We start from the raw sequence: 23,418 nt of genomic DNA on the forward strand, positions 1-23,418 counted from the left end.
AACCGCCCTTCTACCGGTCCGGGACCGTGATGGTCAGCGGGTGTATGCCCACACGGCGCCATCTCGTCCGGAGCTCATCCAGCTCCGACCGCGCGGCGCCGACGAAGGCGGCGATACCGCAGTCGCCGCCGCCCGAGCCGGAGGGTTTCGCCGCACCGCCGACCTCCGCCGCGGTGCGGCACAGCGCATACAGCTGGTCGGTGAAAATCCCGATGCGCGCCACCCGATCGGCCGTCTCGAGCAGTTCCCGGAACCGGCGGATCTGAGCCGTCAACCCGTCGCCGTCGCCGTCGCGAAGCGCGGCGAGACCCAGCCGCACGCATTCGTCACTACGGGTCAGGAACGAGCGGTAGAAGGCACTGTATTTGCGGTTGTGCCGGGCCAGCTCGGCCACCATCGCCGGGCTCGAGGACGGCACTCCGGTCCAGCCGACCGCCAATGTCAGATTCGTCGGCGGCCGCAGCGTCTGTACCGAAAACCCCGGCCAGTCCGCGTGAATCGTATGGTCGACGCCGAATCTCTCGGTCATGGCCAGGATTTCGACGCGATCGGGCGCGCTGTAGGCGACCCAGCCTGCCCAGGTGCTGGCGGCCAGGTCGCCGCCGGACGACTTCGGATCGACCCGTGCCGTGGCCAACATGGCCAACCGAAACCGTTCGTCCAGCGACAGGTCCAGCCCGTGGAAGGCGCCGACGGCAGCTATCGTCGCGACCGTGACGGCACCACTCGAGCCCAGCCCGAGTTTGATTCCGTTCTCGTGCAATTCGCTCGTGACGGTGATTCGAATCGGAACCACCGGCAGGCCGCGTTCCACCACGAGGCGCTGTATCACTTCCAGCGCCGACACCAGGTGGCGAAACCGTAGCGCGCTCGCGGTATCCGCGCCCACCGGTTGTAACCGCAGGCCGACTCGGGTGAATCCGGCTGTGCCGGAATACATATCGGAATCCACCGTGACATCCGTTGCCACGCCCTCGGCCGCGGCGACGGTGACCGATACGTGGCGGTCCACCGACACGACGATCGCCGGCCGACCCGAATTCACCACGGCGTACTCGCCGACCACGAACAGTTTGCCCGGTGCGGTGCGCGTGATCATCGCGGCTCCTTCTCGACGATGCCGGCGGCGGGTCCCGGACCGGTGACGATCACCTCTCGTGTCACCGCGAGCCCCCGCAGCGCGGTCGCGACCGACTCGGCCGCGCTGCGCCTGCAGATGACCTTCACATTCGGCCCGGCGTCGACCGTGGCGTAGGCGCCGATGCCGGCTCGGCGCAATGCGCACACCTCGTCGAGCACGGTGTGCGACGCACCGGACAGGTAACGCACCGCGGGACGGGCCGCCAGCATGGTCGCGTGCATGCCGAGGGCATTGCGCTCGGCGATCTCACCGAGCATTTCGACGTCGCCGTGATCGATGGCCGCCAGCAACGCCGTGAGATCGTGTCGGCTCGACGCGAGCCATGAGCCGTACAGCGGTGAGGTCGCCACCGTCCGGCGCATGGCCTCGCGGCTCGAGATCGGTTTGGCCGAGGTCTCGACGACGGCGATGACCAGCGCTAGATCCAAGCTGGCAGCGAGCGGTCGGGCATAGGAGTGGCGATCGCCCTCCGCGCCCTGACCGGTACCGGCGTACCAGATGCTGAAACCGCCGTAGATCGAGCGGCACGCCGATCCGGATCCACGTCGAGCCAGGGCGGACAGCGCGACGGGATCGCTGTCGAGTCCGTAGACGCCTGCCGCGGCGAGGGTGAGGGCGGCGAAACCGCTCGACGACGAGGCCAACCCGGCACCCGTCGGCACCGTATTCACCGTCTCGACGATCACATGCTCGGTGCGATCGGTGCGGGCTCGGACCAGCTCGAGGAAACGCTGAACCCGCCGAAGCGCTTCGCCGGTCGCGGGCGCCCCGTTCAAGATCAACCGGTCGGACGTGCCGGCGTGCGTTCGCACGGTGGTCGTGGTCGGATAGCTGTCCAGTGTCACCGACAAACTGTCCGAGTAGGGCAGGGCGTATTCCTCGTCCCGCTTGCCCCAGTACTTGATCAGGGCGATGTTCGGGTGTGCGACCGCGGTCACCGTCGAATCGTGCGTGGCGCTGACCATGTTGCCTCCTTCGATGCGGGTCGGCCGGGTGGGCATCCCGTGGTGGCGGTCCAGGTCGCGGTGGCGCCCGCGGCGTGCAGTGTCTCGGTCACCGCCGTGACGTCGGCGGACGGCCCGACGAGTGCGACGACGCAGCCGCCGAGACCGCCGCCACTGAGCTTCGCGCCCGCACATCCGGTGGCGAGTGCCGCGTCGACCAGGCGGTCGGTCTCGATCGTGCTGAGGTCGAGGCTGCTCAGCAGCTCGTGGTTGTCGGTGAGCCGCCGCCCCAGCTCGCGGACCCGGCCGCGGGCCATGTCCTCGACGGCGGCCGCGGTGATCCGGGAGGACTCGCGCAGGAAGTGGCTCTTGGCCGGTGGATCGGCATCGAATGTCTCCCGCAGCCGTGCCACCGCGGTTTTGGTCGAACTCGACACACCGCTGTCGGCGACCACGAAGACGGCATCGACGCCGATGGCCAATTCCTTGACCGCACCACCGCGGAACCAGATGGGAACAGGCGAGCCGGTGGCCACGGTATCCACGCCGCTCGGCGAGCCGTGCGCCGCCCGTTCGGAGGTCTGCACCAGATCGAAGACGAAGCGGGCGTCGACCGCGACGTCGAACAGATCGGCGAGTGCGAGCACTACGGCACGGGCGCATGCGGCACTCGAGCCGAGCCCGCGACCGAATGGAATCGCGCAGTCGATACCGAGATCTATCGCCGAACAGCTAATTTCGGTTTCCAGTCGGAACGATTCGATCAGGGTGGACAATCCGGGGTCGAATCGCATCCGCGCATCCGGCTCTGCCGCCGGATCACCGGTGACCTCGGTCAGCCGAACCTGTCCGTCCATCGAACCGGATCGCCTGGCCCGGACCGTGACCCCCAGATCCGGGAGGGGCAGGGCGACCGCGGGTGCACCGTAGACCACCGCGTGTTCGCCGAAGAGGATGCTTTTGGCGTGAGCTCGGCCGACGCCGACGTCCTTTGTATTCACCGACCGTTCCGATCGGGATCGCCTTTTGTCGTTTGTGCGGTCATGACGCCACCTCCGGGTGAGAATCTCGGCTAAGGAATCGGGAGGGCGATTCGGGGATCGGTGGTGGCGTGTGAGCCCTGCGCGACCGGCCCCAGCCGCACCGGCACCCGGCCGAAGCCGCGCAATACCACATAGCCCCGCGACTCCGGCTCGCCTTCGAGCGTGAGGTCGGGGAAGCGCTCGAACAGCATGCGCAGTCCGATGGCGCCCTCGAGCCGGGACAGGCGGGCGCCGAGGCAGACGTGGATCCCGTGGCCGAAAGCCAGGTGTTCCCGCGCGTTTTCGCGGGTGATATCGAAACGACCGGGTTCGGTGAACAGCCTCGGATCACGGTTGGCGCCGCCCAGCAGGAGCACGATCACCTCGGCCGCCCGCAGGGTGTGGCCCGCGATCTCGACGTCCTCGTGCGCGGTACGCAGCGTCAGCTGGACTGCACTCTCCAGGCGCAGAATCTCTTCCACCGCGCTCGGCCACAGCGAGGGGTCCGAGCGCAACAGGGCGAGTTGTTCGGGATGGCGCAGCAGCAGCACGATGCCGTTGCCCAGCATATTCATGGTGGTCTCGAATCCGGCGCCCATGAGGTTCGCCGCGGTGGCCAACAATTCGAACCGGTTCAGGTCGCTGTTCGCGACGATGTGGCCGAAGACGCTGGAGCCCGGCTGAACTCGCAACTTGTCGACGTGTTCGCCGAGGTATTCCCTTGCCTCGCTGAGCCCTTCGACACCGCGCCGATAGCTCGCGTGGCCCACGCCGATATCGAACAGGGCGGCGGCTTTGTCGCCCCACTCGAGCATTCTCGGTTCGTCCTGCGGCGGCACGCCGAGGAGACGGGCGATGACCGCGACCGGCAGCCGTGCCGCGAAATCGCCGATCATCTCGGCATGCGATTGGGATTCGAGCTCATCGAGCAGTTGTCCGGTGACATCGGTGATGCAATCGGTCAGATCCGCCATCGCGCGAGCGGTGAGGGCCGCGACGACGTGGCGGCGGATGCGGCCGTGTTCCGGCGGGTTCGAGCCGATCATGGCAGGCGGGTCGGTGGGGTTGGGCACGCCCTTGGTCCGCTCCAGCGTCCAGCGCACCGGCCGGGGCAGGTTCATGTCCGTGGGTGAGGTGGTGCCGAATCGCTTGTCCCGCAGAATTGTTCGGCACACCTCATGATCGACGCTGACATTGAGCAGGGGTGTACGCACGATGCGGCCGCGCCTGCGGATTCGTTCCATATCGGGATACGGGTCGGCGCTGCGGTTGGGGCCGACGAGGACCGCGGCGAAGGGGTCGCCGCGCCGGGCCTGTCTGCGCAACATGACCCCCGCCGCGCCGTGCAGCACCAGCCAGCGAAGCCAAATTCTGAGCTGTAGTAGGAGTTTCGAGGAATTCATCATGCACCCTTTCGCTTCTTCGCCGCCGGATCACGGTCGGAAAAGCTCGGCGATCGCGAAATTAGTTGCTGCGGTAGTCTTTTCGTCATGATCGCTGCCTTTGTCGATGTGGACGAGACCCTCGTCCGGGAGATCACATTCCTGTCGCTGTTCTGCTTCGATGCCCGCAGCCGCGGCGTGGATCCGGAGCCGCTGCTGGGGGAATTCCGGGCATTGCGGTCGGCGGGTGTGGGTCGCGCCGATTCTCATCGTTGGTTCTATCGACACTGGCGGGGACGGCGAGTCGAGGACGTTCGCCGGGTCGGGCGGGACTGGTTCGCCGAGCGCGCCGCGACCGCGAACTTTTTCAACATCGCCGTCGCGGATGTGCTGCGGGACATGGCTGCCGCGGGAACACGAATCATTTTGGTTTCCGGATCGTTCGAGGCGGCGCTCGCCCCGATCGCCGAGCGCATCGCCGCCGACGAGGTGCTGTGTACCGACCTCGTCGTTGCCGACGGTTGTTATACCGGGGACGTGCGCGCCACGATGGTTGGTTCGGACAAGGCCGCGGCGCTGCGGCACTATGCCGAGCGGACCGGCATCGACCTCGGTGCGTGCGCCGCCTTCGGCGACCACCACTCCGATATCGCGATGTTCGATCTGGTCGGCCGTCCCGTAGTGGTCGGCGACACTGACGACCGCCTACGGAACTATCCCGCCGAGCGATTGGCGGGATGACTCAGGGGGTGATCAGATTGCCGATCGTCATCAGCACCGCGCCCGCCCAGGCGAGCCGGCGACCGAGCAGTCGGCCCAGCAGCGGATTGCGCTTGATCGCCCCCAACTGGAACTGGACCAGCCGGGCCGCGAACACCGGCAGCAACAGCGCCAGGAACAGCACGGGCAGCCAACCGGTCGCGACGAGCGCGATTACCGCGACGATATCGGCGACGGCCAGGACGCCGAGCAGCGCGATATAGCTGCGCTCACCGGTCAGAGTCGCGATGTTGATCCGCCCGACCTCGCGATCGGCCGCGATGTCACGCAGGTTGGAATACCAGGACACCATCATCAGCCAGAACGCGAACAGCGCGCCCTCGATCACGCTGCGGGCCGAAACCCCGCCGGTCAGTGCGTAATACGGAATGAGCACCAACTCGAGGGTGAACAGCAGCAGCACCAGCTCCTGAAATCCGATGTGGCTGAATTTCAGGCCGTAGGAGTACTGCACCGAGACGCTCCCGCCGACCACCGCGACCACGATCAGCCAGAGCGGATGGTACGGCGCGACCAGCAGGCCGGTCACCAGCAGGACGAACCCGGCCACCACGCAGGTCCATGAGAACCGCAGCGCCTGAGCGAGATTGAGCTCCCCGGTCACCAGGGGTTTCCAATGCGCCCGCCGCAGGGCGCTGGGATTGTCGCGGTAGTTCTTGGCATCGCTGCCGTCGCGGAATCCGGTGATGTCATCGAATGCGATCACCGCGCAGTGCAGGAGAAAATATCCGACGATCATCAGGGCGAACGCGGCCCAGGTGCGGCCCTCGCGCAGCACCGCGGCGGGCAGCAGGGTGGCCACCATGGGGTAGGCGAGGTTGTAGTCGAGGAAGTACAGGTTGGCGAGCCGCCCGTACGCGCGCACGGAGGCGACCGGCGTCATCACTTGAACCAACGGGGTATTCCAATCGTGTTGTACGGCAGGGCCCGCGGTCAGATGATCTGGATCCGCTGCATGTGTCGGGTCGTCGGGCCGGTGAATCGGTTGCGGCCGTGCAGCAACGCGTGGTTCTCGGCGATCACGATATCGCCGGTCTGCCAGGCGTGGTCGTAGCAGTAGCGCGGATCGTGCAGTCGGTCGCGCAGATCCTCCATCACCCGTACGGCCCCTTCGGAGGACACGCCCTCGACGGTGAGGAACAGCGGGTTCTTGTAGCGCGCCGGGTCGAGCGGTTCGGCGTAGCGGATGGTGGTCTCGCCGGTCGCCGGATGGGTGGCCAGCAGCGGATGGGTCATCGTGCCGCCGTAGTGGGCCAGTCGATCGGTCCGGTAGGTGACGGTGGTGTGCGCCCACAGCTCGCGAAGTTCCTGGGGCGCTTGGCGATACACCTCTGTCGAATCGCAGAAGACCGTCTCGCCGCCCGAGCCGGGTTCGCAGCCCTGCCGACACTGGAACAGGAAGTACCGCGGCGCCCGCTCCGACCAGGCGCCGTCCCAGTGGAACGGGACGTCCCCGGAATCGAACAGATAGTTCTTCGGGTCGTCCTGGACCACCAGATCCAGGATGGTGCCGAACTCCCACTGCACGAGCTCACCCGCGGCCAGGCAGTAGGCCTCCAGATCGGTCTTGTCCAGCAGGCCGAAACCGCGCAGCACGAGCACCTTGGTCGCAAGCGTGGTCGCGAGCAGTTGGTCGATCGGCACATCGGCCAGCGTGAGGCCCGGCGCGTCGGCGGTGACGACGCGGCCGAACGGTTTCAGATCGGTGCCGTCGAGCAGGGCGGTGTCGAGTTTCTCGGTCACAGTTGTCCTCCTGATAGAGCGAATTCCGGTGTGGCGCCGGCGATATCGATCGGCTGTTCGACCACGAAGTGACTCGGTCGGCTGTTGCGCCAGACCAGGCGTCCCCCCAATTCCTCGGCGCGGGCCCGCTTGACCAGGACCTGGCGCACCCCGTCGTCGAGCACGACGCCGTGCCACGGGGTGAGCCAGCTGTCGTCGGTGCGTAGCAGATGGAAACCGATCTTGCTGTGATGCGGGTCCTGCGGGTGGATGGACAGCCGCACCGAGCCGGGGAAGACCTGCTCCACCAGCCGGCTCCAGGCCTGGCTGCGCTGCACCACCTCGTAGGCCGTCTGCTTGGCGCGGTTACGCCGTTGGGTCGCACTGAGTTCCGCCAGCAGGACCGCGTGGTCCTCGGTGACGAAGCGGTGGATGCCGTTGAACATCCGCCGGGCGGTCTCGTCGGTGCGTACCGATTCCCGGATCTCGTCGATGGTTTCGGCGTACTCGTCCAGCAGGCGGACTCGACGCCGGTCCCAGGACATGTTCGGCATGGCGTCGCGCAGGCCGTACAGCCCGATCGCACCGCCGCCGATCGAGCGGATGATCCGCATCAACTCGGCGCCGTAGTCGTCGATGTGCTCGTCGGGGATGCCCAGCGCATCGCTGAACACATGGCCGTCCGAGCAGATGGTGACCACCGCGCCGGGCGAGTACACCGCTGAGACCTGTTCACAGAAGCTCTGCACGGATTCGAGCGCGAGCTGTTCGCCCAGATCGGGGAGCCGCCCGATGGTCTTGCGGTGATTGCGCGATTTGGCCGGGAAGGCCGGAATGACGAAGCTGATCGGCTTTCCCGCGGCGATGAATCGACCGACGGTGTCCAGATGCGGTGCGAGGCATTGCGGGCACGGTTCGCTCGCGCAGGGGGTCGTGGGATCGGCGATGCGGCGGCGGCGGAATACAATGCGCAGAATCCGTTCGGCGACAGCGTGTTCGGTGAGCGGTTCGCGGGTCTCGCCGATCTCGGCGGTGGCGAAGGTGGTCATGACGACACCGCCTCGGGGGCGTGCAGCGGGCCACGCCATCGCTCGGGTAGCTCATCCGGTGGCGTGAACGGCCACAGCCGCGGATTCGCCGGCATTGCCGCCAGTTCCTCGAGCTGCATCCGGCACCACGGCGAGATCCGCAGCGCCTCGCTGCTCACCAGCGACCGGAACCCGGCCCAGTCGATCCAGGCGTATTCGCCGACCTCGGCCGGATTCGGAACCGGCTCGTCGTCGACGAATGCCAGGAAGACCGGGCAGATCTCGTTCTCGACGACCCCGTTGTCCATGACCGCGCGGTACCGGAAATCGGGGAGCACCATGCCCCACCGCGCGGGTACCAGACCCAGCTCGTCCGACACCCGGCGCAGCATGGCCTCGGCCAGCGTCTCACCCGGTTGCGGATGGCCGCAGCAGGAATTGGTCCAGACCCCCGGCCAGGTCTTCTTGTCGATCGCGCGGCGGGTGCACAGGAAATGACCGTGCGGACCGAAAATATAGCAGGAGAATGCCAGATGCAGCGGCGTGTTCTGATGGTGAACCGAGCTTTTCTCGGTGTAACCGATAGGAATTCCGGTGTCGTCGACCAGTACTACGTTTTCCATGAAAACTCTCAGATCATGATTTCGACGGCGACACGTCGCGCGCCTTTCGATACCGACCGGGACCGAAGATACCGCACCCGATCGGGGCCGCGCAACGACGATGTGGTTGTATGTCGACTGCCCTGGTTTCTACTACATTGTGTCATTTATTTTCGAAGATGACACATTATGAGAGAGGGTGACGGGGAAATAATCCCCTACGTCGTAGATTTCGACCTGACAAATTATCGAGATGACAAACTCTGTGCGATCGATCCGCCGCGGTCGACATGACAAACTATGCAGAATCTGGTGCGCCGACATGACAAATACGCATCCGGGGTGTGTGTCCAAGGTCGCTTGCCGGGTATTTGCGCTCGCACGTCGCGGACGGCGATCGAGTTCGGTAAACCGTTGCGACACAGCGGAATACGGTACTTCTCGACTCCTTTGTGCCGGTGCTGGCAAGCCCGGTCGGAGCCGGTTGTGGCGCGAGCCGGATGAGTAGCATTCGCGGTGATCATGAAGTTCGCGCTGAGCGCGCGGTGGCGTGGTATCGCATCAATCGAGCGAACGGGAGAATTGTGGCTCCGGATGTAGGGCAAGTGCAGGTCGATCGTGCAGTGCCGCGCGAGGAGGATTCGGCGACCGCCGACCCCCGCCGCTGGCTGACATTCGCGATCGTTCTGGCGGCGGGTTTCATGGATTTGCTCGACGTCACCATCGTCAATGTGGCGGTGCCGAGCATCCAGGCCGATCTCGGCGCCGCATATCCGCAAATCGAATGGATCGTCGCGGCCTATGTACTCGCTTTCGCGGCGGTGCTCATCACCGGCGGTCGGCTCGGTGACCTGTACGGGCGCAAACGCGTCTTCCTGATCGGGATGACCGGTTTCACGATCGCCTCGGCGGCCTGCGGGCTGAGTTCCGGGCCAGAAATGCTGATCGTTTCGCGCTTCCTGCAGGGCATCGCGGCGGGTCTGATGGTGCCGCAGATTCTCGCCATTCTTCGGGTGACCTTCCCGAAGCGCGAGCGCGCCAAGGCGATCGCGGTGTACAGCGCGGTCTGCGGATCCGCGACGGCGGTCGGGCTCGCGCTGGGCGCGCTGCTGGTGGAGTTGAATCTGTTCGATCTGGACTGGCGGCCGATCTTCCTGGTCAACATTCCGATCGGCATCCTCACGCTGATCGCCGGCTGGCGGGTGATGCCGGAGTCCCGCTCGACCGAGACGGCGCGGCTGGATCCGGTGGGTGTCGTGCTGGTCGTCGCGGCGATCCTGCTGCTGACCTATCCGCTCACCGAGGGACGCCGACTCGGTTGGCCCGCTTGGACTTTCGTCATGATGGCGGCGTCGGTGGCGGCGCTGCTGCTGTTCGTCCGCCACGCGCGCGGGCGGCGCCGAACGGTCGGCTCGGCGCTGGTGGACCTGGATCTGTTCCGGTCGTTGCCGTTCGCCTTCGGTCTCCTGAGCTGGTTGCTGTTCTGGATCTGCTTCGGCGGATTCTTCCTGGTGTGGACGTTGCTGATGCAGGTCGGCCTCGGCTGGTCGCCGCTGCGCGCCGGGCTGACCGCGCTGTTCTTCGCGGTGGCCACCGGGGTGGGTGCGGCCATTTCGGCGGGGGCCCTGGCGCCGCGGTTCGGGCGGCGCGTGCTCATCGCGGGCGGCCTGGTCGTCACCGCCGGATTCGCCGCCTACGGCTGGCTGGTGGCCCAGCACTACGGCCCGTCGATCACGTCCTGGCAGATGATGATTCCGCTGGTCGCCATTGGACTCGGCTTCGGGTTGGTGGTTGCCCCGACCATCGATCTACTGCTCGGCCAGGTGCCCGTGCACGAGGCGGGCGCGGGCTCGGGCCTGCTCAACACCGGACAGCAACTCGGTATGGCGCTCGGTGTCGCACTGGTCGGTGTCGTGTTCTTCGGCCGCCTGGATCACGACTCCGCGCGCGGCATCGACCAGGTGACCCCGTCGATCCGCGCCGAGCTCACCGAACTGGGCGTGCCCGCCCCGGCGCAGTCGGAGATCATCGCCGGATTCCGCGCGTGCGTACAGGATCGGCTGGCCCAGATCGACCCGGCGGAGGTACCCGCCAGCTGCCGGGAGACCGGGACCGGCGACGTGTCGGTGGCCCGGGTGCTGGCCGCGGCGGGCGAGCGGGCCAAATCGGTCGACTTCACGAACACCTTCCAGTACACGCTGGCCTTCGGCATCGCCGGGATGGTGCTCATGTCCTGTGGCTTCTTGGCGCTGCCCCGCAACGCCCGGCTCGCGCCCGAGGCCGCCGCGGTGGCTCAGTGACGCTTCGCCAGGTTCGAATCCCCTTGCGGCGCTTCTGAAAGGCTGCCGCGGAAGGCGGCGCGGTAGCTGCCCGGGCCGGTGCCGACGATACGTTTGAAGTGGTCGCGGAAGGCGGCCACCGAGCGGAACCCGACCTGACCCGCGATCCGGTCGACGGAGTTGTCCGTGGCCTCCAACAGGTACTGCGCCTGCCGGACGCGGGTCCGGTGCAGCCATTGCAGCGGTGTGGTGCCGGTCTGTTCGCGGAAGCGGCGGTTGAGCGTTCGGGTGCTCATGCCCGCCTGTACGGCGATGTCGTCGAGGGCGAGATCGGTCGAGGCGTTCTCCTGCATCCAGCGCAACACCGGTTCGAGCACGGAACCGCGCGGCGTCGGCGGATTGTCGTGGACGATGAACTGGGCCTGCCCGCCCTCCCGCTCGAGCGGCATCACCGAGACCCGCGCGGCATCGGCCGCGACCGCCGACCCGCAGTCGCGGCGAATCATGTGCAGGCACAGGTCGAGTCCGGCCGCCGCTCCGGCCGAGGTGAGAAATTGACCGTTGTCGACGTAGAGCACGTCCGGATCCACCTCGATCAGCGGGTGGCGTGCGGCGAGTTCATCGGTCATCCGCCAGTGGGTGGTCGCCCGCTGTCCGTCGAGCAGGCCGGTGGCGGCAAGGATGAAGGCGCCCACGCAGATCGAGGCGATCCGGGTGCCGTTGGCGGCCGCCCGGCGCAGCGCGCCGAGCACTTCGTCGGGAACGGATGCGAGGGGGGCGGCGCAGCCGGGCAGCACGATGGTGTCCGCCTCCGCCAGGGCATCGAGCCCCCAATCCGCTTTCAGCGTGAAGGTTCCCGCGTCCACGGTGGGGGTGGCGGCACAGACCCGCAGCCGGTAGGGCGCCCGGCCGTCGGGAAGCCTGGTGTGGGTGAAGATCTCGATCGGGGTGGCCAGATCGAAGGGAACGACTTGGTCCAGGGCGAGGACGACCACCGTATGCATGGCAAGACAGTAGACCCGCTCGCAATTCTCGCCAACCGATTCAAGCGATGTGACGGGCGTCTCCCCAGGTGGGGAAGTTGGCCAGATCCTGAACAAAGTTGGCGATCCAGCCGGTTCCGGGGTCGTCGCTGTGTTCGTTAGCGTTGCCTCGTGATCAAGGTCCAGCTAGCCATCCATGTCTTGGCCGTGATCGTCGCGATCGGTCCGATCACCGTGGCAGCCAGCAGATTTCCCAAGGCAGCACGGCAGGCGTTCGCATCCGGCAGCGACCGTGATCTCGCCGTGCTGCGTACCCTGCACCGCATCTGCCGGGTCTACACGGTGGTCGCGGTGGCGATCCCGGTGTTCGGCATAGCCACCGCCAAGAGCCTGCATGTGCTCGGAAGTGCCTGGCTGATCACCTCGATGGTGCTCACGGCGATGGCCGCCGCGGTGCTCGCCCTCGTCGTCCTGCCCGGCCAGAGCCGGGTGCTCGCGGCCTTCGCGGCGGAGCCCGCCGGGCCAGTGCTGGGACTCGCCGCGCGACTGGCCATGTTCACCGGAATCTTCAATCTGCTGTGGGTCGTGGTCACGGTGCTGATGATCGTGCGACCCGGTTCGACGACGGGAGTCTGACGTGGGTACATCCTTGCGGCCGTTGCAGATCGCGGCGGGTGTGGAAATGCTGTCGCTGCTGGTGCTGCTGCTCAATCTCGCCACGGTGCACTATCCGGCGGTGGCGTCACTGCTCGGGCCCACCCACGGGTGTGCCTATCTGGTCTGCATCATCTACACCTTCCGGCGAAAGGACGCGACACCCGCGACTCGGGCGACCTCGCTGATTCCGGGCATCGGCGGGATGCTGACGCTGCGGCGATTCTTGGCCATGGGCCGAGTCGAATCCGCGCGCGTCTGATTTGCTGGTCCGGTGTGGTGAATGTCAAATCTTTGGTCAGATCGGGATTGGGGTCCACGCAATTTGCGATGATGGCAACGACAGATCTTCGTCAAATGTTGCTGCGACCGCCGCGACGGCTCTCGAAACTCGCGTAGGATAACGGAGTCGGGCAACGGATCCACAGGTGGGGCGCCCTTTTATGGGCCGCTCCAAAATACCGTGGAGCGAGTAAGGTCGTGGGGGCATTCCTGTGTTCGAAGATTACCGTGAGGCCACCGAGCTGTGCCGTGTGCTGTTCTCGTCGTTTCCGCGAAAGGATCAGCGGACGCGCGCGACCCAATATTTACAAGGATTGCTGGAATCGCCCGGGCGTAAATCCGTGCGTAATATAGCCCGTGCCTTCGGCGGCTCGGCGTCGGGTCAGGGACTGCATCATTTCATCAGCGTGTACGACTGGGACTGGATGCCGATGCGCCGGGCCCTGGCCGGATACGTGCTCCGGACGCAGCAGATCGACGCCTGGGTGGTCGACTCGATGGTGATCAGGAAGGCGGGGCGGCATTCGGTGGGCGTCGAGCGCCGCTTCATGCCGTCGGAGGGGCGGGTGCTCAACGTGCAGCAGGCCACCGCGCTGTGGGCGGTCTCGGCCGAGACCACCAATCCGCTGGATTGGCGCATGCATCTTCCGCACACCTGGCTCGACGACGAGTACCGCCGCGCCTCGGCCGCGATCCCGGCCGAGTTGCGGCCGCAGCCGGTGGAGGATCTGATCGTCGAACTGTGTCTGCACGCGAAAACCGAATGGCAGCTGCCGGTTCGGCCGCTGGTTCTCGATGCGCGCAATCTCGATGTGGTCGCGATGGTGCCGCGGCTGCGCGCCGCCGGGATTCCCGTGCTGGCTCGGGTCGGCGAGGCGACCAAGCTGTATGTCGCCGAGAAGTCGCTGTCGGGTCAGCACAGCCAGCGCTCAGTGGCGGCGAGCGAGATCGCGCCCACGTCCGGGAGAGGGCGTCGAGTCTCCCTGCGGCCGAACGGGATCGTGCCCGCGGTCGGCTTTCCGGCGCGCGCGCATGCCGGTGGCCGGGGGTCGGAACTGTCGCTGGTCGAACTGCCCGTGGCGGCGGATCCGCGGGCCCGGGCGCTGTGGCTGACGGATTTGCCGACCGCCCGGACCGGTGAAGTGATCCGGGCGGCAACGGCTTCGGCGCAGGTCGAGCGCGACTGCGCCGTGGTGTCCGACCAGGTCGGCGCGCGCGATTACTCCGGTCGCACCTACGGCGGTTGGCATCGGCACATGACCCTGGCCTCCGCCGCTCACACACTCATGATGCGGGCAATGGCAGATCGCGCGAAGGCCGCGGCGCCGAAGGCCGGATGAGTCCGGCCAGCGCCGCGCGGGCGGCGGCCGTGGTGCCCCGATCCCTGTCCTCCGGACCGGGACGCGCGGGGGAGACCGCGATCACCGACCCGCGTCCCGCCCGCATGGCGGGATGTCGCCGCGCGATCTGCGCCAGGCCCTGGCCGGGGCCCGTCTCGACACAGACGACACGATCATGGGACGCGATCAGCCGGTCGAGTGCGGGCCAGAACCGCACGGGTGCGACCGGCTGATCCGCCCAGAACACCGGATCGGCGATCGTCGCGTCATCGAGGGGGTGGGTGGTGTAGCACGAGACGACCGGTATCCGCGGCGACCGCGGCGTGAGCGCGGCGAGGTGTTCGACGCTGCCGCGGGCGGCGGCCGCCAGCACCGGACTGTGAAAGGCGCTCAGCGCCGGTACCCGGCGGCACGTCCGTCCCGTCGACCGCAGCTCGGCGGAGATCCGCTCGAGTTCCTCGTCCGGTCCCGCGAGGATCGTCTGCTTGGGTGCGTTGATCGCCGCGATCGAAACCGTCTCGGAGACATACGGTCCCAGGGCGTCGACCGAGGCGGCCACCGCGAGCATGCCGCCCGGCGGCGCCGCGTCGATCCGATGTACCCGGTCGAGCAGGACACCGGCGGCCTCCGGTAGCGAGAAGATGCCCGCGAGTGCGGCCGCCACCAATTCGCCCACGCTGTGGCCGATGAGGACGTCCGGACGCAAGCCCCAGTTCATCACCATGCGGCCCAGGGCGTAGTCGACCGCGAACAGCAGCGGCTGGGCGCGCGTGACATGGTCGATCGAGACGGTCGGCGTGACGCCGAGCCAATCCTGCCGCAGCGCTTCGCCTTCCGCGCCGAATGCCGCGAATACCTCGTCGATCGCCGCGGTGAAGGACGGCTCGTGTCGATACAGTCCGGCGGCCATCCGGTCGTACTGCGAACCCTGACCGGGCAGCAGTAGCGCCAATGTCGGATCAGTCAGCGGAATCCCTCCCTGTCGTGGTGTGCCAGGGCGGCCGGTCGATGATTTCGACCACCGCGCAGGACCAGGTGAATCCGGCACCGACGCTGACCAGCAGGCACAGCTCGCCCGGACCGACGGCGCCGCTGCCGACGAGGTGGTCCAGTCCGGCGATCGGGTCCCCGGCGCCGAGATGCCCGATGGTCCGGCTCCACGACCAGGTCGTCAGCTCCGGCTCGAAATCGAACTGGGCCAGGAAACCCGCTTTGATGCGCCGGAAGCCCATATGCGGCAGCGAGAATCGCGCGATGTTCTCGAGCTTGACACCGGCCGCGGCGAGCGCGCCGGCCACCGCGGCCTTCTGGCCCGCGGCGATCCGGTGCGCGGTGGGCATGCGGCCCTTCGCGGCGATGTATGCCCGTTTGTGCGCCTCGAGATCGACGATCGGCTGTTCGCTGGGGACCGGAACGCCCTGCGGGTCGCCCGCGCGGTGGATACCTTCCAACTCCGGATCGGAGACGGTGTGCTTGCCGCGCACCACCGCGAAGCCGGAGCGTCGTGAAACCACCAGGGCCGTACCGCCGTCCGCGTAGACGGTGCCCGGATCGCTGCGCCAGCGGTCGAATCCGGGCGGACCCATGCGGTCGCCGCTGGTGATCAGCGCGCAATCCCGCGCGGGGTCGGCGGCGAGGTAGGCGTCGGCGAGTTCCAGCGCGGCCATCGCGCCGTTGGATGCCTGCCGGATCTCGATTGCGGGGCAATCGTTTCCGACCGCCGTGCGCTGCACGTACGAGGCGGGCGACCACAGGTGGTGGCCCTGCAGGTACACGCTGGCGTGCAGGACGAGCGAGACGCGGTCGGGGGTCAGCCGCGCGCGCCGCAGCGCGGTGCGCGCGGCCCGGGCCGCCATCTCCGGTGGTGATTCGTCCGGTGCGGCGACGGCCACCGATGTCATGCCGGTCGACTGGGCCAGTGCGCGTTCGCAGTCGCCCGCAGCGATGGCGTCGTCGACCGGGACCCGCGGCGGCAACCACACCGCGCAGCCGGCGATGTACAGATCGTCGGTCATACCCTTGCCGCACCCGTCGCCTCGAGCCGCGCGGCCAGCAGGGACGGCAGCTGCTCGGACGCCAATTCGATGTTGCGCGCCACCAGATCGTCGGGCATACCGGCGATATCGGCCCACAGGATCAGATGCCGCACCGGCAATCCCGCGATCCGCTCGGCGATCCGGTCGGCCGCCTGCTGGGGCGTCAGGACTTCCAGAATGCCCCAGGAACCGTCGTCCGGTCGCCGCCGGATGTCCTCGGGGCCCAGCTCGGGTGGCAGGGGCCGATCGGTGCCCTCGACCGAGAGCCTGCGGTAGGAGTTCTTCTGGTAGACCATGTGCGGAACGATTCGGTCCCAGGCTTGTTCGGGATCGTCGGCCAGCACGACGGGTACCAGATCCGCCACCCGAGCCTGTTCGGGATCGTGGCCGCCCTCGATCAGCCCCGCACGGTAGTGGGTGAACATCTCGTGGGAGATGTGCATCAGGCCCATGCCGAGCCGACCGGCCAGCCGCGCGCCGCGCGGACCGTAGAATCCGCCCCACAGCGGGACCGGGTCCTGGACGGGTCCCGGCGTGACGCCGCCGGTCTCCCACAGTCGCCGGACCTCCTCGATGGCGGCGCCGGTGCGCCGGAACCGCTGGCCGAAATCGGTGTCGAACAACTGATATTCGGGCACCCGGTACCCGGCGCCGAGGCCGAGTTCCAGCCGCCCGCCACTGATCAGATCGACCACCGCGGCTTCCTCGGCCAGCTGGGCGGGCTTGCGCAACGCGGGCAGTACCACCGCGGTTCCGATCCGGACGTTGTGGGTACGCGCTGCGGCCGCGGCGGCGAATGTCAAAGGCTGGGGCAGATACCCGTCGTCGAACAGGTGGTGTTCGGTGAACCATACCCCGCCCGCCCCGCGGCGATCGGCCTCCTCACAGAACTCCAGGGCGCGCGCGTAGCGATCGGCCCACGGCCGGTGCCAGCGCTGTGGATTGCGCAGATCGAAGACCAGTCCGACGTCCACGGGTGCGCTCCTCGTCTCCGACACCTTGCCGCTCATTCGGGCCGCCTTTCGCTGAGAAGTTGTTCTGCCGCGCAGAATTCGATGGTTCGGCGCAGCGCCGTTTCCAGATCCACCATGGGTTGCCAACCGGTCGCGGCGCGGAAGGCCGAGGAGTCGACCGTGAGACTTTGCAGATCGCCCGCCTCGGCATGCTCCGGGGGCGGCACCGACACGACCGGCACCCGGGTGCCGGTCCGTTCGGCGACCAGATCCGCGATCGTGCCGAACAACTCCTTCAGCGCGAGCCCGCGTCCGGAGCCGAGCACCCAGGCACGACCCGCCAGCTCGTCGGCGTGGTCGGCGGCCGCGGCCAGCGCGCGGGCGACGTCCTCGACATAGAGGACATCGCGGCGCACCGTGCCGTCGTGCCACATGGTAAGCGGCTGACCGGCGAGTGCGCGCCGGACCATGGTCGACACGACGCCCTTGTCCCGCGCGGTCGAGTGCGGGCCGTAGCCGAAGACGGTCGGCAGCCGAACCGAGACCGCACGATGCGGACCCGACCGCAGCCCGTCCAGCAGCAGCCGCTCCGCGCGCAGCTTCTGCCGGTCGTATTCGCCTGTCGGACGGTCGATTTCGGTACCGTCCACAATCTCGCGCGCGCCGCTGCCGACCTGCGAGACCGCGCCCGCGAACACGACCCGGGCCGGGTGCGACCGCTGGCCGAGCGCCTCTACCAGATCGGCGACCGTGCCGACGGTGACCCGTTCGGCCGCGTCGTCGCCCTCGGCGATGCGCCAGGTCGTGGTTCCCGCGATGTAGGCGACGCAGTGCACGACGACATCGGCGTCCGCGACGGCCCGGGCCACCGCGCCCGGCGCGGTCAGATCCTGGGTGTCGACATCGATCACGGCGGCCGCGTCGGTGGGCACGGCCACCGGATGCCGGGCGACCGCGCGCAGCCGGATCGGGTGCGCGGCCAGCTCGCGCAGCACGGCCGAGCCGACGAATCCGGTCGCTCCGAGCAGGGTGTAGCGCAGAGGTTTCACCGCCACAGCCGGGCCTCCACCTCGCGGCAGACCGCGTACTCCGGGAGCAGTCCGCGCTCGCGGGCCTGTGCCAGCGTGGGCGCGGTGCGGTCGCGTTCGGACTGCGAAACCGGCTGGGAGATCGGCAGTCCGAGCTCGGGATCGAGGGGTGAGACCGCCAGCTCGTTGGCGGGGTCGTACTCCTCCGACATCAGGTACACCACGATCGACGCGTCCACCTGGGACAGGAAGGCATGCCCGACGCCCACCGGGATGAAGATCGCGCGACCGGTGTCGTCGCCCAGTTCCGTGTGTGCCCAGTGTCCGAAGGTGGGCGAGCCGACGCGCAGGTCGACCAGGAAGTCGGTGACCCGGCCGTGCGGGACGTACACGTACTTGCCGCGCCCGGGCGGAGTGGTGGTGTAGTGGATGCCGCGCAGCACGTCGCGGGCGGACAGGTTGTGGCTGACATCGCGCACCGGAAACAGGCCGTGCCCCAGGGTGTCCCGGAACACGGTCTCCCGGAACGGCGTGGTGAACAGCCCGCGGTCGTCGCGGTGTACCGGTGCGGTGAACTCGATCGCGCCCTCGATGGGCAGCGCGCGCGCCTCGGCGGTGATGGTCATGCCTTCCTCGGTTCGGTTCGGGGGGCGGATCGCGGCAGTCCGGCGCCGATGGCGGCGGTGATCCGGTCGACGACGACGCTCGGGGTGGGCATGGCGTGCATCTCCGCGGCGACCTCGGTGGCCGCGGTGCGGTAGCTGTCCGAATCGAGCAGTGTGCCAAGGGCTGTGGCGATGACGTCCGCATCGATTCGATCGGATTCGAAGCGCAGCGCCAGCCCGCGCGCCGCCGCGATCCGGGCATTGGTGTCGCCGTCGGTGTTGCGATCGGGAATCGCCACCTGCGGCACACCGGCGTCCAGGGCCGCGTACATCGATCCCGCGCCGCCGTGGTGCACCACCGCCGCGCAGGAGCCCAGCACGGCGCGCAGCGGCATCCACGCCACCGGCCGCACGAATTCGGGCAGCGGCCCGAAGCGCGCCGGATCATCCAGTGTCACAACCAGTTCGACGTTCAGTTCCGCCGCGCCCGCGATGATCTTCCGGACCAGCGAGCCGTCCCCGTAGCTGGCCGACATCGAGCCGAGGGTGGCCAGCACCCGACGTCGCGGCGGTTGCGCGCGGACCCAGTCGGGCAGTTGCGCGCCGCCGTTGTAGGGGATGTAACGCATGGGTTCGATGAGATCGGCGTAAGTTTCGGCGGGAATCGGCGTGCTCGCGTGGTGGATGGCCTCGAGCGAGGGCGGGCTGAGATCGATCTCGATATCGGCCTCGGCGCAGTCGGTCACCCCGAGCTCCGTCGCGATATCGCGCAGATGCGCCAGCGCGTAACCGAAGGTGGGCCAACGGGTTCCGATGCCGTGCAGAATCGCGGGTCGGCCCGTCGCGCGCGCGGCGACCAGGCCGGCGACCGCCATCGGGGTGTAGACCACCGCGTCGGCGTCCCATTCCCGGATCGCTCGCACCAGGCCGTCGACCATGCGGATGCCGGTCTGCCCGAAAGCGGCGGCGAATTCGGCCCAGAGCTGTTGCGGCGGTAGCTCCTTGGTGATGTCGGTTTCGCCGATCCGGCGCACGATCTCCTCATAGGGCCGGGCCGAGGCGCCGTCGTCGACCGCGACCGCGGGCAGTCCGGCGGCCACCGCCGTGGGCAGCGCCGCACCGGCGCACACCACCCGAACCTCGTGGCCCGCGGCCAAGGCGGCGTGCGCGAACGGCACGAGGGGCAGCAGATGCGAGGTCGCGGGCATCGTGGTGATCAGATACCGCATCACACCCGCCCGCGGAAATTCGGCACCAACATTTCAGAGTCCCTCCTGAGTCGATTTCTCATCCTCCCCATAATTACGGGCGGCCCGCGGGCGAGCAATACGCCCAGCGCCAATTCTCTGTCAACCGTCCGTCAATTCCGAGCGGCCCGTGGACGTTGACGTTCGGCAATAAATGACATGTTCCTGACATTCGCGATAATCGGACATAGCGGACACCCTTGCAGGGCCCGAATATTTGACATCACTCTGACTGTGTGCAGCTTGAATCTTTGCCGAGCGATTCAACATGATGGTGAGCGAGGGTGAATTGCCGGAGTTAGGAGAAATTTCCGATGCACAGCACGTTGATCGTGGCTCGGATGAATTCTGAAGCGCAGACCGATATCGCGGGCCTGTTTGCCGAATTCGACGGCACCGATATGCCGCATCGCATGGGCACCCGGCGGCGGCAGCTGTTCTATTACCAGGGCCTGTATTTCCACCTGCAGGATTTCGACACCGACGACGGCGGCGCGCGCATCGACCAGGCCCGCAGCGATCCTCGGTTCATCGGCATCAGCGCGGATCTGCGGCCGTTCGTCTCGCCCTACGACCCGAAGACCTGGCGCTCGCCCGCCGATGCCATGGCGACCCGCTTCTACAACTGGACGGCGTGATCGTGAGCGGCAGAAGGGTTGTCATCACCGGCGTGGAGGTGCTCGCACCCGGCGGCGTAGGCCGGGACGCGTTCTGGGAGCTGCTGAGTTCGGGCCGCACCGCGACCCGCGGCATCACCTTCTTCGATCCGACGCCGTTCCGCTCCCGGATCGCGGCCGAGGTGGATTTCGATCCCGAGGCACACGGCCTGACCCCGCAGGAGATCCGGCGCATGGATCGCGCGGCGCAGTTCGCCGTCGTCGCCGCGCGAAACGCGGTGGCCGACTCCGGAATCGACGTCTCCGCCTACGATCCGTACCGGGTGGGCGTCACGGTGGGCACCGCGGTCGGCGCGACCATGACGCTGGACTGGGAGTACCGCGTGGTCAGCGACGCCGGGCGGCTGCATCTGGTCGATCACGACTATGCCGTGCCACATCTGTACGACGCGCTGGTCCCCAGTTCGTTCGCCGCCGAGGTGGCGGGCGCGATCGGTGCGCGCGGGGCGAGCACGGTGATCTCGGCGGGCTGCACCTCGGGCATCGACTCGGTCGGGCATGCGGTCGAGCTGATCCGCGAGGGTTCTGCGGAGGTCATGATCGCCGGGGCCACCGATGCGCCGATCTCGCCGATCACTGTGGCCTGCTTCGACGTCATCAAGGCGACCACGCCGCGCAATGACGAGCCCGAGACCGCCTCGCGCCCGTTCGACGGTACCCGCAGCGGCTTCGTTCTCGCCGAGGGCGCCGCGATGTTCGTGCTCGAGGAACTCGATGCGGCCCGGCGCCGCGGTGCGCGGATCTATGCCGAGGTCGCGGGCTACGCCACCCGCAGCAATGCCTATCACATGACCGGCCTGCGCGCCGACGGCATCGAGATGGCCGAGGCCATCCGGGTCGCACTCGCCGAGGCCGAGATGAACGGCGACGAAATCGATTACATCAATGCGCACGGCTCGGGAACCAAGCAGAACGATCGGCACGAGACCGCGGCGTTCAAGCGCAGCCTCGGCGAGCACGCCCGCCGGATCCCGGTGAGCTCGATCAAATCGATGGTCGGGCATTCGCTCGGCGCGATCGGCTCCATCGAGATCGCGGCGTCGGTGCTGGCCATGCGGCACAACGTCGTTCCGCCGACGGCCAATCTGCACACACCGGATCCGGAATGCGATCTGGACTATGTGCCGTTGACCGCGCGCGAGCACGTCACCGATGCCGTGCTCACCGTCGGCAGCGGCTTCGGCGGTTTCCAGAGCGCCATGGTGCTGGCCGACTCGGAGCGGAGGATCGCATGACCGCGGTGGTGACCGGATTCGGGGTGGCGGCGCCCAACGGCCTCGGCGCCGAAGCCTTCTGGGACGCGACGGTTGCCGGCAAATCGGCGATCGCCCGGGTGTCGCGGTTCGACCCGAGCCGCTATCCGGCCCGGCTGGTGGGCGAGGTGCCGGGCTTCGAGGCGGCCGACCATCTGCCGGGCCGCTTGTTGCCGCAGACCGACCGGATGACCCAGCTGTCGCTGGCCGCGACAGACTGGGCGCTCGCCGACGCCGGGCTCGTGCCGAGCGATATGCCGGACTACGAGATCGGCGTGATCACCGCGAGCTCCTGCGGCGGCTTCGATTTCGGCCAGCGGGAACTGCAGAACCTGTGGAGCCGTGGCGGCCAGTACGTCAGCGCGTATCAGTCCTTCGCCTGGTTCTACGCGGTGAACAGCGGCCAGATCGCGATCCGCAACGGATTGAAGGGCCCCAGCGGGGCGTTGGTGACCGATCAGGCGGGCGGCCTCGACGCGATCGCGCAGGCGCGCCGGGCGATTCGCAAGGGCAGCGCCGCGATCGTCAGCGGCGCGGTGGATTCCGCGCTGTGCCCGTGGGGCTGGGTGGGACAGCTGGCGAGCGGGCGATTGAGCACCAGCGACGAACCCGGGCAGGCCTATCTGCCCTTCGACGCGCGGGCCGACGGCCATGTGCCGGGTGAGGGCGGTGCGATCCTGATCGTGGAATCCGGCCAGCACGCGCGCCGGCGCGGTGCGCGGTCGGCGGGCGAAATCGCCGGCTACGCCGCCACATTCGACCCCGCCGGGGACGCCGCCGCACCGGGTCTGCGCAAGGCCATCGAACTGGCGCTGGCCGATGCCCGGCTCACGCCCGGCGATATCGACGTGGTCTTCGCCGACGCCGCCGGCGTGCCGGAACTCGATCGCATCGAGGCGCGGGCGATCTCGGAGGTGTTCGGGCCCGAAGCCGTCCCGGTCACCGCGCCCAAGACGATGACCGGTCGCCTGTACTCCGGCGCCGGACCGCTCGATGTGGTGACCGCGCTGCTGGCCATGCGGCACGGCCTCATCCCGCCGACCGTCCACATCGAACCGGATCGGGATCACCGCCTGGACCTGGTTGTGACCGAGTCCCGTCCGGCCTCGATCCGCGCCGCGCTCGTGCTGGCGCGCGGCCACGGCGGATTCAATTCCGCGCTCGTGCTGACCAACCCCCACTCGTAAGGAAGTAACACCATGGCACATCATTTCACCCTCACCGATCTGGGCCGGATCATGCTGGAGGCCGCCGGTGACGAGGGCGTGCAATTCGCCGACTCGATCCTGGACACGCAGTTCGACGAGCTCGGCTACGACTCGCTGGCGCTGCTGGAGGCCAGCGGCCGGATCGAGCGCGAATTCGGCATCTCGCTCGACGAGGACACCCTGCTGTCGGCCACCACGCCGCGTTCGCTCATCGACGCGGTCAACACGCATCTGTCGGCCGCGGCCTGAGGG

The 23,418-nt window shown here is 68.0% G+C and carries 24 protein-coding genes; 9 read left to right on the top strand and 15 right to left on the bottom strand.

Annotation, left to right across the window (positions count from 1 at the left end):
• Window positions 1-10: 10 nt before the first annotated feature.
• The 4 genes from NDR87_RS34895 to NDR87_RS34910 form a co-directional block, all read right to left on the bottom strand.
• Window positions 11-1,099, bottom strand: coding sequence for a phosphomevalonate kinase (locus tag NDR87_RS34895; protein WP_251918190.1), 1,089 nt, complete (start codon window positions 1,097-1,099; stop codon window positions 11-13).
• Window positions 1,096-2,106: a diphosphomevalonate decarboxylase gene (gene mvaD, locus NDR87_RS34900; RefSeq protein WP_251918192.1), complete on the bottom strand. Its 1,011-nt coding sequence runs from the start codon at window positions 2,104-2,106 to the stop codon at window positions 1,096-1,098. Before mvaD ends, NDR87_RS34895 begins: the two co-directional genes overlap by 4 nt.
• Window positions 2,076-3,086 (bottom strand): mevalonate kinase, encoded by a 1,011-nt coding sequence (gene mvk / locus NDR87_RS34905; RefSeq protein WP_251918194.1) that lies wholly within the window; start codon window positions 3,084-3,086, stop codon window positions 2,076-2,078. Before mvk ends, mvaD begins: the two co-directional genes overlap by 31 nt.
• Before the next feature lie 71 nt (window positions 3,087-3,157).
• The gene (locus NDR87_RS34910) at window positions 3,158-4,513 is read right to left on the bottom strand and encodes a cytochrome P450 (protein WP_251918196.1); all 1,356 of its coding nucleotides are present in this window, start codon (window positions 4,511-4,513) and stop codon (window positions 3,158-3,160) included.
• Window positions 4,514-4,597: 84 nt separating this feature from the next.
• Between NDR87_RS34910 and NDR87_RS34915 the strand changes: the two genes are divergently transcribed.
• The gene (locus NDR87_RS34915) at window positions 4,598-5,230 is read left to right on the top strand and encodes an HAD family phosphatase (protein WP_251918198.1); all 633 of its coding nucleotides are present in this window, start codon (window positions 4,598-4,600) and stop codon (window positions 5,228-5,230) included.
• Between the two features lies 1 nt (window position 5,231).
• Here the strand turns inward: NDR87_RS34915 and NDR87_RS34920 are convergent, their stop codons facing one another.
• The 4 genes from NDR87_RS34920 to idi are packed head-to-tail and all read right to left on the bottom strand — an operon-like array spanning window position 5,232 to window position 8,642.
• The gene (locus NDR87_RS34920) at window positions 5,232-6,152 is read right to left on the bottom strand and encodes a UbiA family prenyltransferase (protein ID WP_251918200.1); all 921 of its coding nucleotides are present in this window, start codon (window positions 6,150-6,152) and stop codon (window positions 5,232-5,234) included.
• A gap of 50 nt (window positions 6,153-6,202) precedes the next feature.
• Complete coding sequence (locus NDR87_RS34925; protein ID WP_251918202.1) at window positions 6,203-7,012, bottom strand: TauD/TfdA family dioxygenase; 810 nt, start codon at window positions 7,010-7,012, stop codon at window positions 6,203-6,205.
• Entirely contained in the window at window positions 7,009-8,040 is a 1,032-nt protein-coding gene (locus tag NDR87_RS34930) for an L-tyrosine/L-tryptophan isonitrile synthase family protein (RefSeq protein WP_251918205.1), read from the bottom strand. The genes NDR87_RS34925 and NDR87_RS34930 overlap by 4 nt, the downstream gene beginning before the upstream one ends.
• Window positions 8,037-8,642: an isopentenyl-diphosphate Delta-isomerase gene (gene idi, locus NDR87_RS34935; RefSeq protein ID WP_251918207.1), complete on the bottom strand. Its 606-nt coding sequence runs from the start codon at window positions 8,640-8,642 to the stop codon at window positions 8,037-8,039. Before idi ends, NDR87_RS34930 begins: the two co-directional genes overlap by 4 nt.
• Before the next feature lie 584 nt (window positions 8,643-9,226).
• Between idi and NDR87_RS34940 the strand changes: the two genes are divergently transcribed.
• Complete coding sequence (locus NDR87_RS34940) at window positions 9,227-10,921, top strand: MFS transporter (protein ID WP_251918209.1); 1,695 nt, start codon at window positions 9,227-9,229, stop codon at window positions 10,919-10,921.
• Here the strand turns inward: NDR87_RS34940 and NDR87_RS34945 are convergent.
• The gene (locus tag NDR87_RS34945; RefSeq protein WP_251918211.1) at window positions 10,915-11,904 is read right to left on the bottom strand and encodes a GlxA family transcriptional regulator; all 990 of its coding nucleotides are present in this window, start codon (window positions 11,902-11,904) and stop codon (window positions 10,915-10,917) included. The genes NDR87_RS34940 and NDR87_RS34945 overlap by 7 nt on opposite strands.
• Window positions 11,905-12,054: 150 nt before the next feature.
• Between NDR87_RS34945 and NDR87_RS34950 the strand changes: the two genes are divergently transcribed.
• The 3 genes from NDR87_RS34950 (at window position 12,055) to NDR87_RS34960 (ending at window position 14,159) form a co-directional block, all read left to right on the top strand.
• Window positions 12,055-12,519, top strand: a complete 465-nt coding sequence (locus tag NDR87_RS34950) for a hypothetical protein (protein WP_251918213.1) — start codon at window positions 12,055-12,057, stop codon at window positions 12,517-12,519.
• 1 nt (window position 12,520) lies between these two features.
• On the top strand, window positions 12,521-12,799 hold the full coding sequence (locus NDR87_RS34955; protein ID WP_251918215.1) for a hypothetical protein: 279 nt from the start codon (window positions 12,521-12,523) through the stop codon (window positions 12,797-12,799).
• A 271-nt stretch (window positions 12,800-13,070) separates the two neighbouring features.
• Window positions 13,071-14,159, top strand: coding sequence for a transposase (locus NDR87_RS34960; RefSeq protein ID WP_251918265.1), 1,089 nt, complete (start codon window positions 13,071-13,073; stop codon window positions 14,157-14,159).
• Here the strand turns inward: NDR87_RS34960 and NDR87_RS34965 are convergent.
• From NDR87_RS34965 to NDR87_RS34990, 6 genes are read right to left on the bottom strand one after another with little or no spacing between them, the layout of a single operon-like run.
• Window positions 14,104-15,111, bottom strand: a complete 1,008-nt coding sequence (locus NDR87_RS34965; RefSeq protein ID WP_251918217.1) for an acyltransferase domain-containing protein — start codon at window positions 15,109-15,111, stop codon at window positions 14,104-14,106. The two genes, NDR87_RS34960 and NDR87_RS34965, sit on opposite strands and share 56 nt — an antisense overlap.
• A gap of 7 nt (window positions 15,112-15,118) precedes the next feature.
• Complete coding sequence (locus NDR87_RS34970) at window positions 15,119-16,174, bottom strand: ketoacyl-ACP synthase III family protein (RefSeq protein WP_251918218.1); 1,056 nt, start codon at window positions 16,172-16,174, stop codon at window positions 15,119-15,121.
• Complete coding sequence (locus NDR87_RS34975; protein ID WP_251918220.1) at window positions 16,171-17,205, bottom strand: LLM class flavin-dependent oxidoreductase; 1,035 nt, start codon at window positions 17,203-17,205, stop codon at window positions 16,171-16,173. The genes NDR87_RS34970 and NDR87_RS34975 overlap by 4 nt, the downstream gene beginning before the upstream one ends.
• Window positions 17,202-18,203 (bottom strand): NAD-dependent epimerase/dehydratase, encoded by a 1,002-nt coding sequence (locus NDR87_RS34980; RefSeq protein ID WP_251918222.1) that lies wholly within the window; start codon window positions 18,201-18,203, stop codon window positions 17,202-17,204. Before NDR87_RS34980 ends, NDR87_RS34975 begins: the two co-directional genes overlap by 4 nt.
• Window positions 18,194-18,802 carry a dTDP-4-dehydrorhamnose 3,5-epimerase family protein gene (locus NDR87_RS34985; protein WP_251918225.1) on the bottom strand — a complete coding sequence of 203 codons (609 nt, stop codon included), beginning with the start codon at window positions 18,800-18,802 and terminating at the stop codon, window positions 18,194-18,196. The genes NDR87_RS34980 and NDR87_RS34985 overlap by 10 nt, the downstream gene beginning before the upstream one ends.
• Entirely contained in the window at window positions 18,799-20,010 is a 1,212-nt protein-coding gene (locus NDR87_RS34990; RefSeq protein WP_251918226.1) for a nucleotide disphospho-sugar-binding domain-containing protein, read from the bottom strand. Before NDR87_RS34990 ends, NDR87_RS34985 begins: the two co-directional genes overlap by 4 nt.
• 332 nt (window positions 20,011-20,342) lie before the next feature.
• Between NDR87_RS34990 and NDR87_RS34995 the strand changes: the two genes are divergently transcribed.
• Genes NDR87_RS34995 through NDR87_RS35010 form a run of 4 tightly spaced genes read left to right on the top strand, consistent with a single transcriptional unit; the run spans window position 20,343 to window position 23,415 of the window.
• Window positions 20,343-20,666, top strand: coding sequence for a TcmI family type II polyketide cyclase (locus NDR87_RS34995; RefSeq protein WP_286014405.1), 324 nt, complete (start codon window positions 20,343-20,345; stop codon window positions 20,664-20,666).
• Window positions 20,667-20,668: 2 nt separating this feature from the next.
• A complete protein-coding gene (locus NDR87_RS35000; protein ID WP_308212191.1) occupies window positions 20,669-21,940 on the top strand; it encodes a beta-ketoacyl-[acyl-carrier-protein] synthase family protein in 1,272 nt (423 codons plus the stop codon).
• Complete coding sequence (locus NDR87_RS35005) at window positions 21,937-23,145, top strand: ketosynthase chain-length factor (RefSeq protein ID WP_251918229.1); 1,209 nt, start codon at window positions 21,937-21,939, stop codon at window positions 23,143-23,145. The genes NDR87_RS35000 and NDR87_RS35005 overlap by 4 nt, the downstream gene beginning before the upstream one ends.
• A 12-nt stretch (window positions 23,146-23,157) precedes the next feature.
• Window positions 23,158-23,415, top strand: coding sequence for an acyl carrier protein (locus tag NDR87_RS35010; protein ID WP_251918231.1), 258 nt, complete (start codon window positions 23,158-23,160; stop codon window positions 23,413-23,415).
• The last annotated feature ends 3 nt before the right edge of the window (window positions 23,416-23,418 follow it).

Source organism: Nocardia sp. CDC159, assembly GCF_023740735.1.
GTDB lineage: Bacteria > Actinomycetota > Actinomycetes > Mycobacteriales > Mycobacteriaceae > Nocardia > Nocardia pulmonis.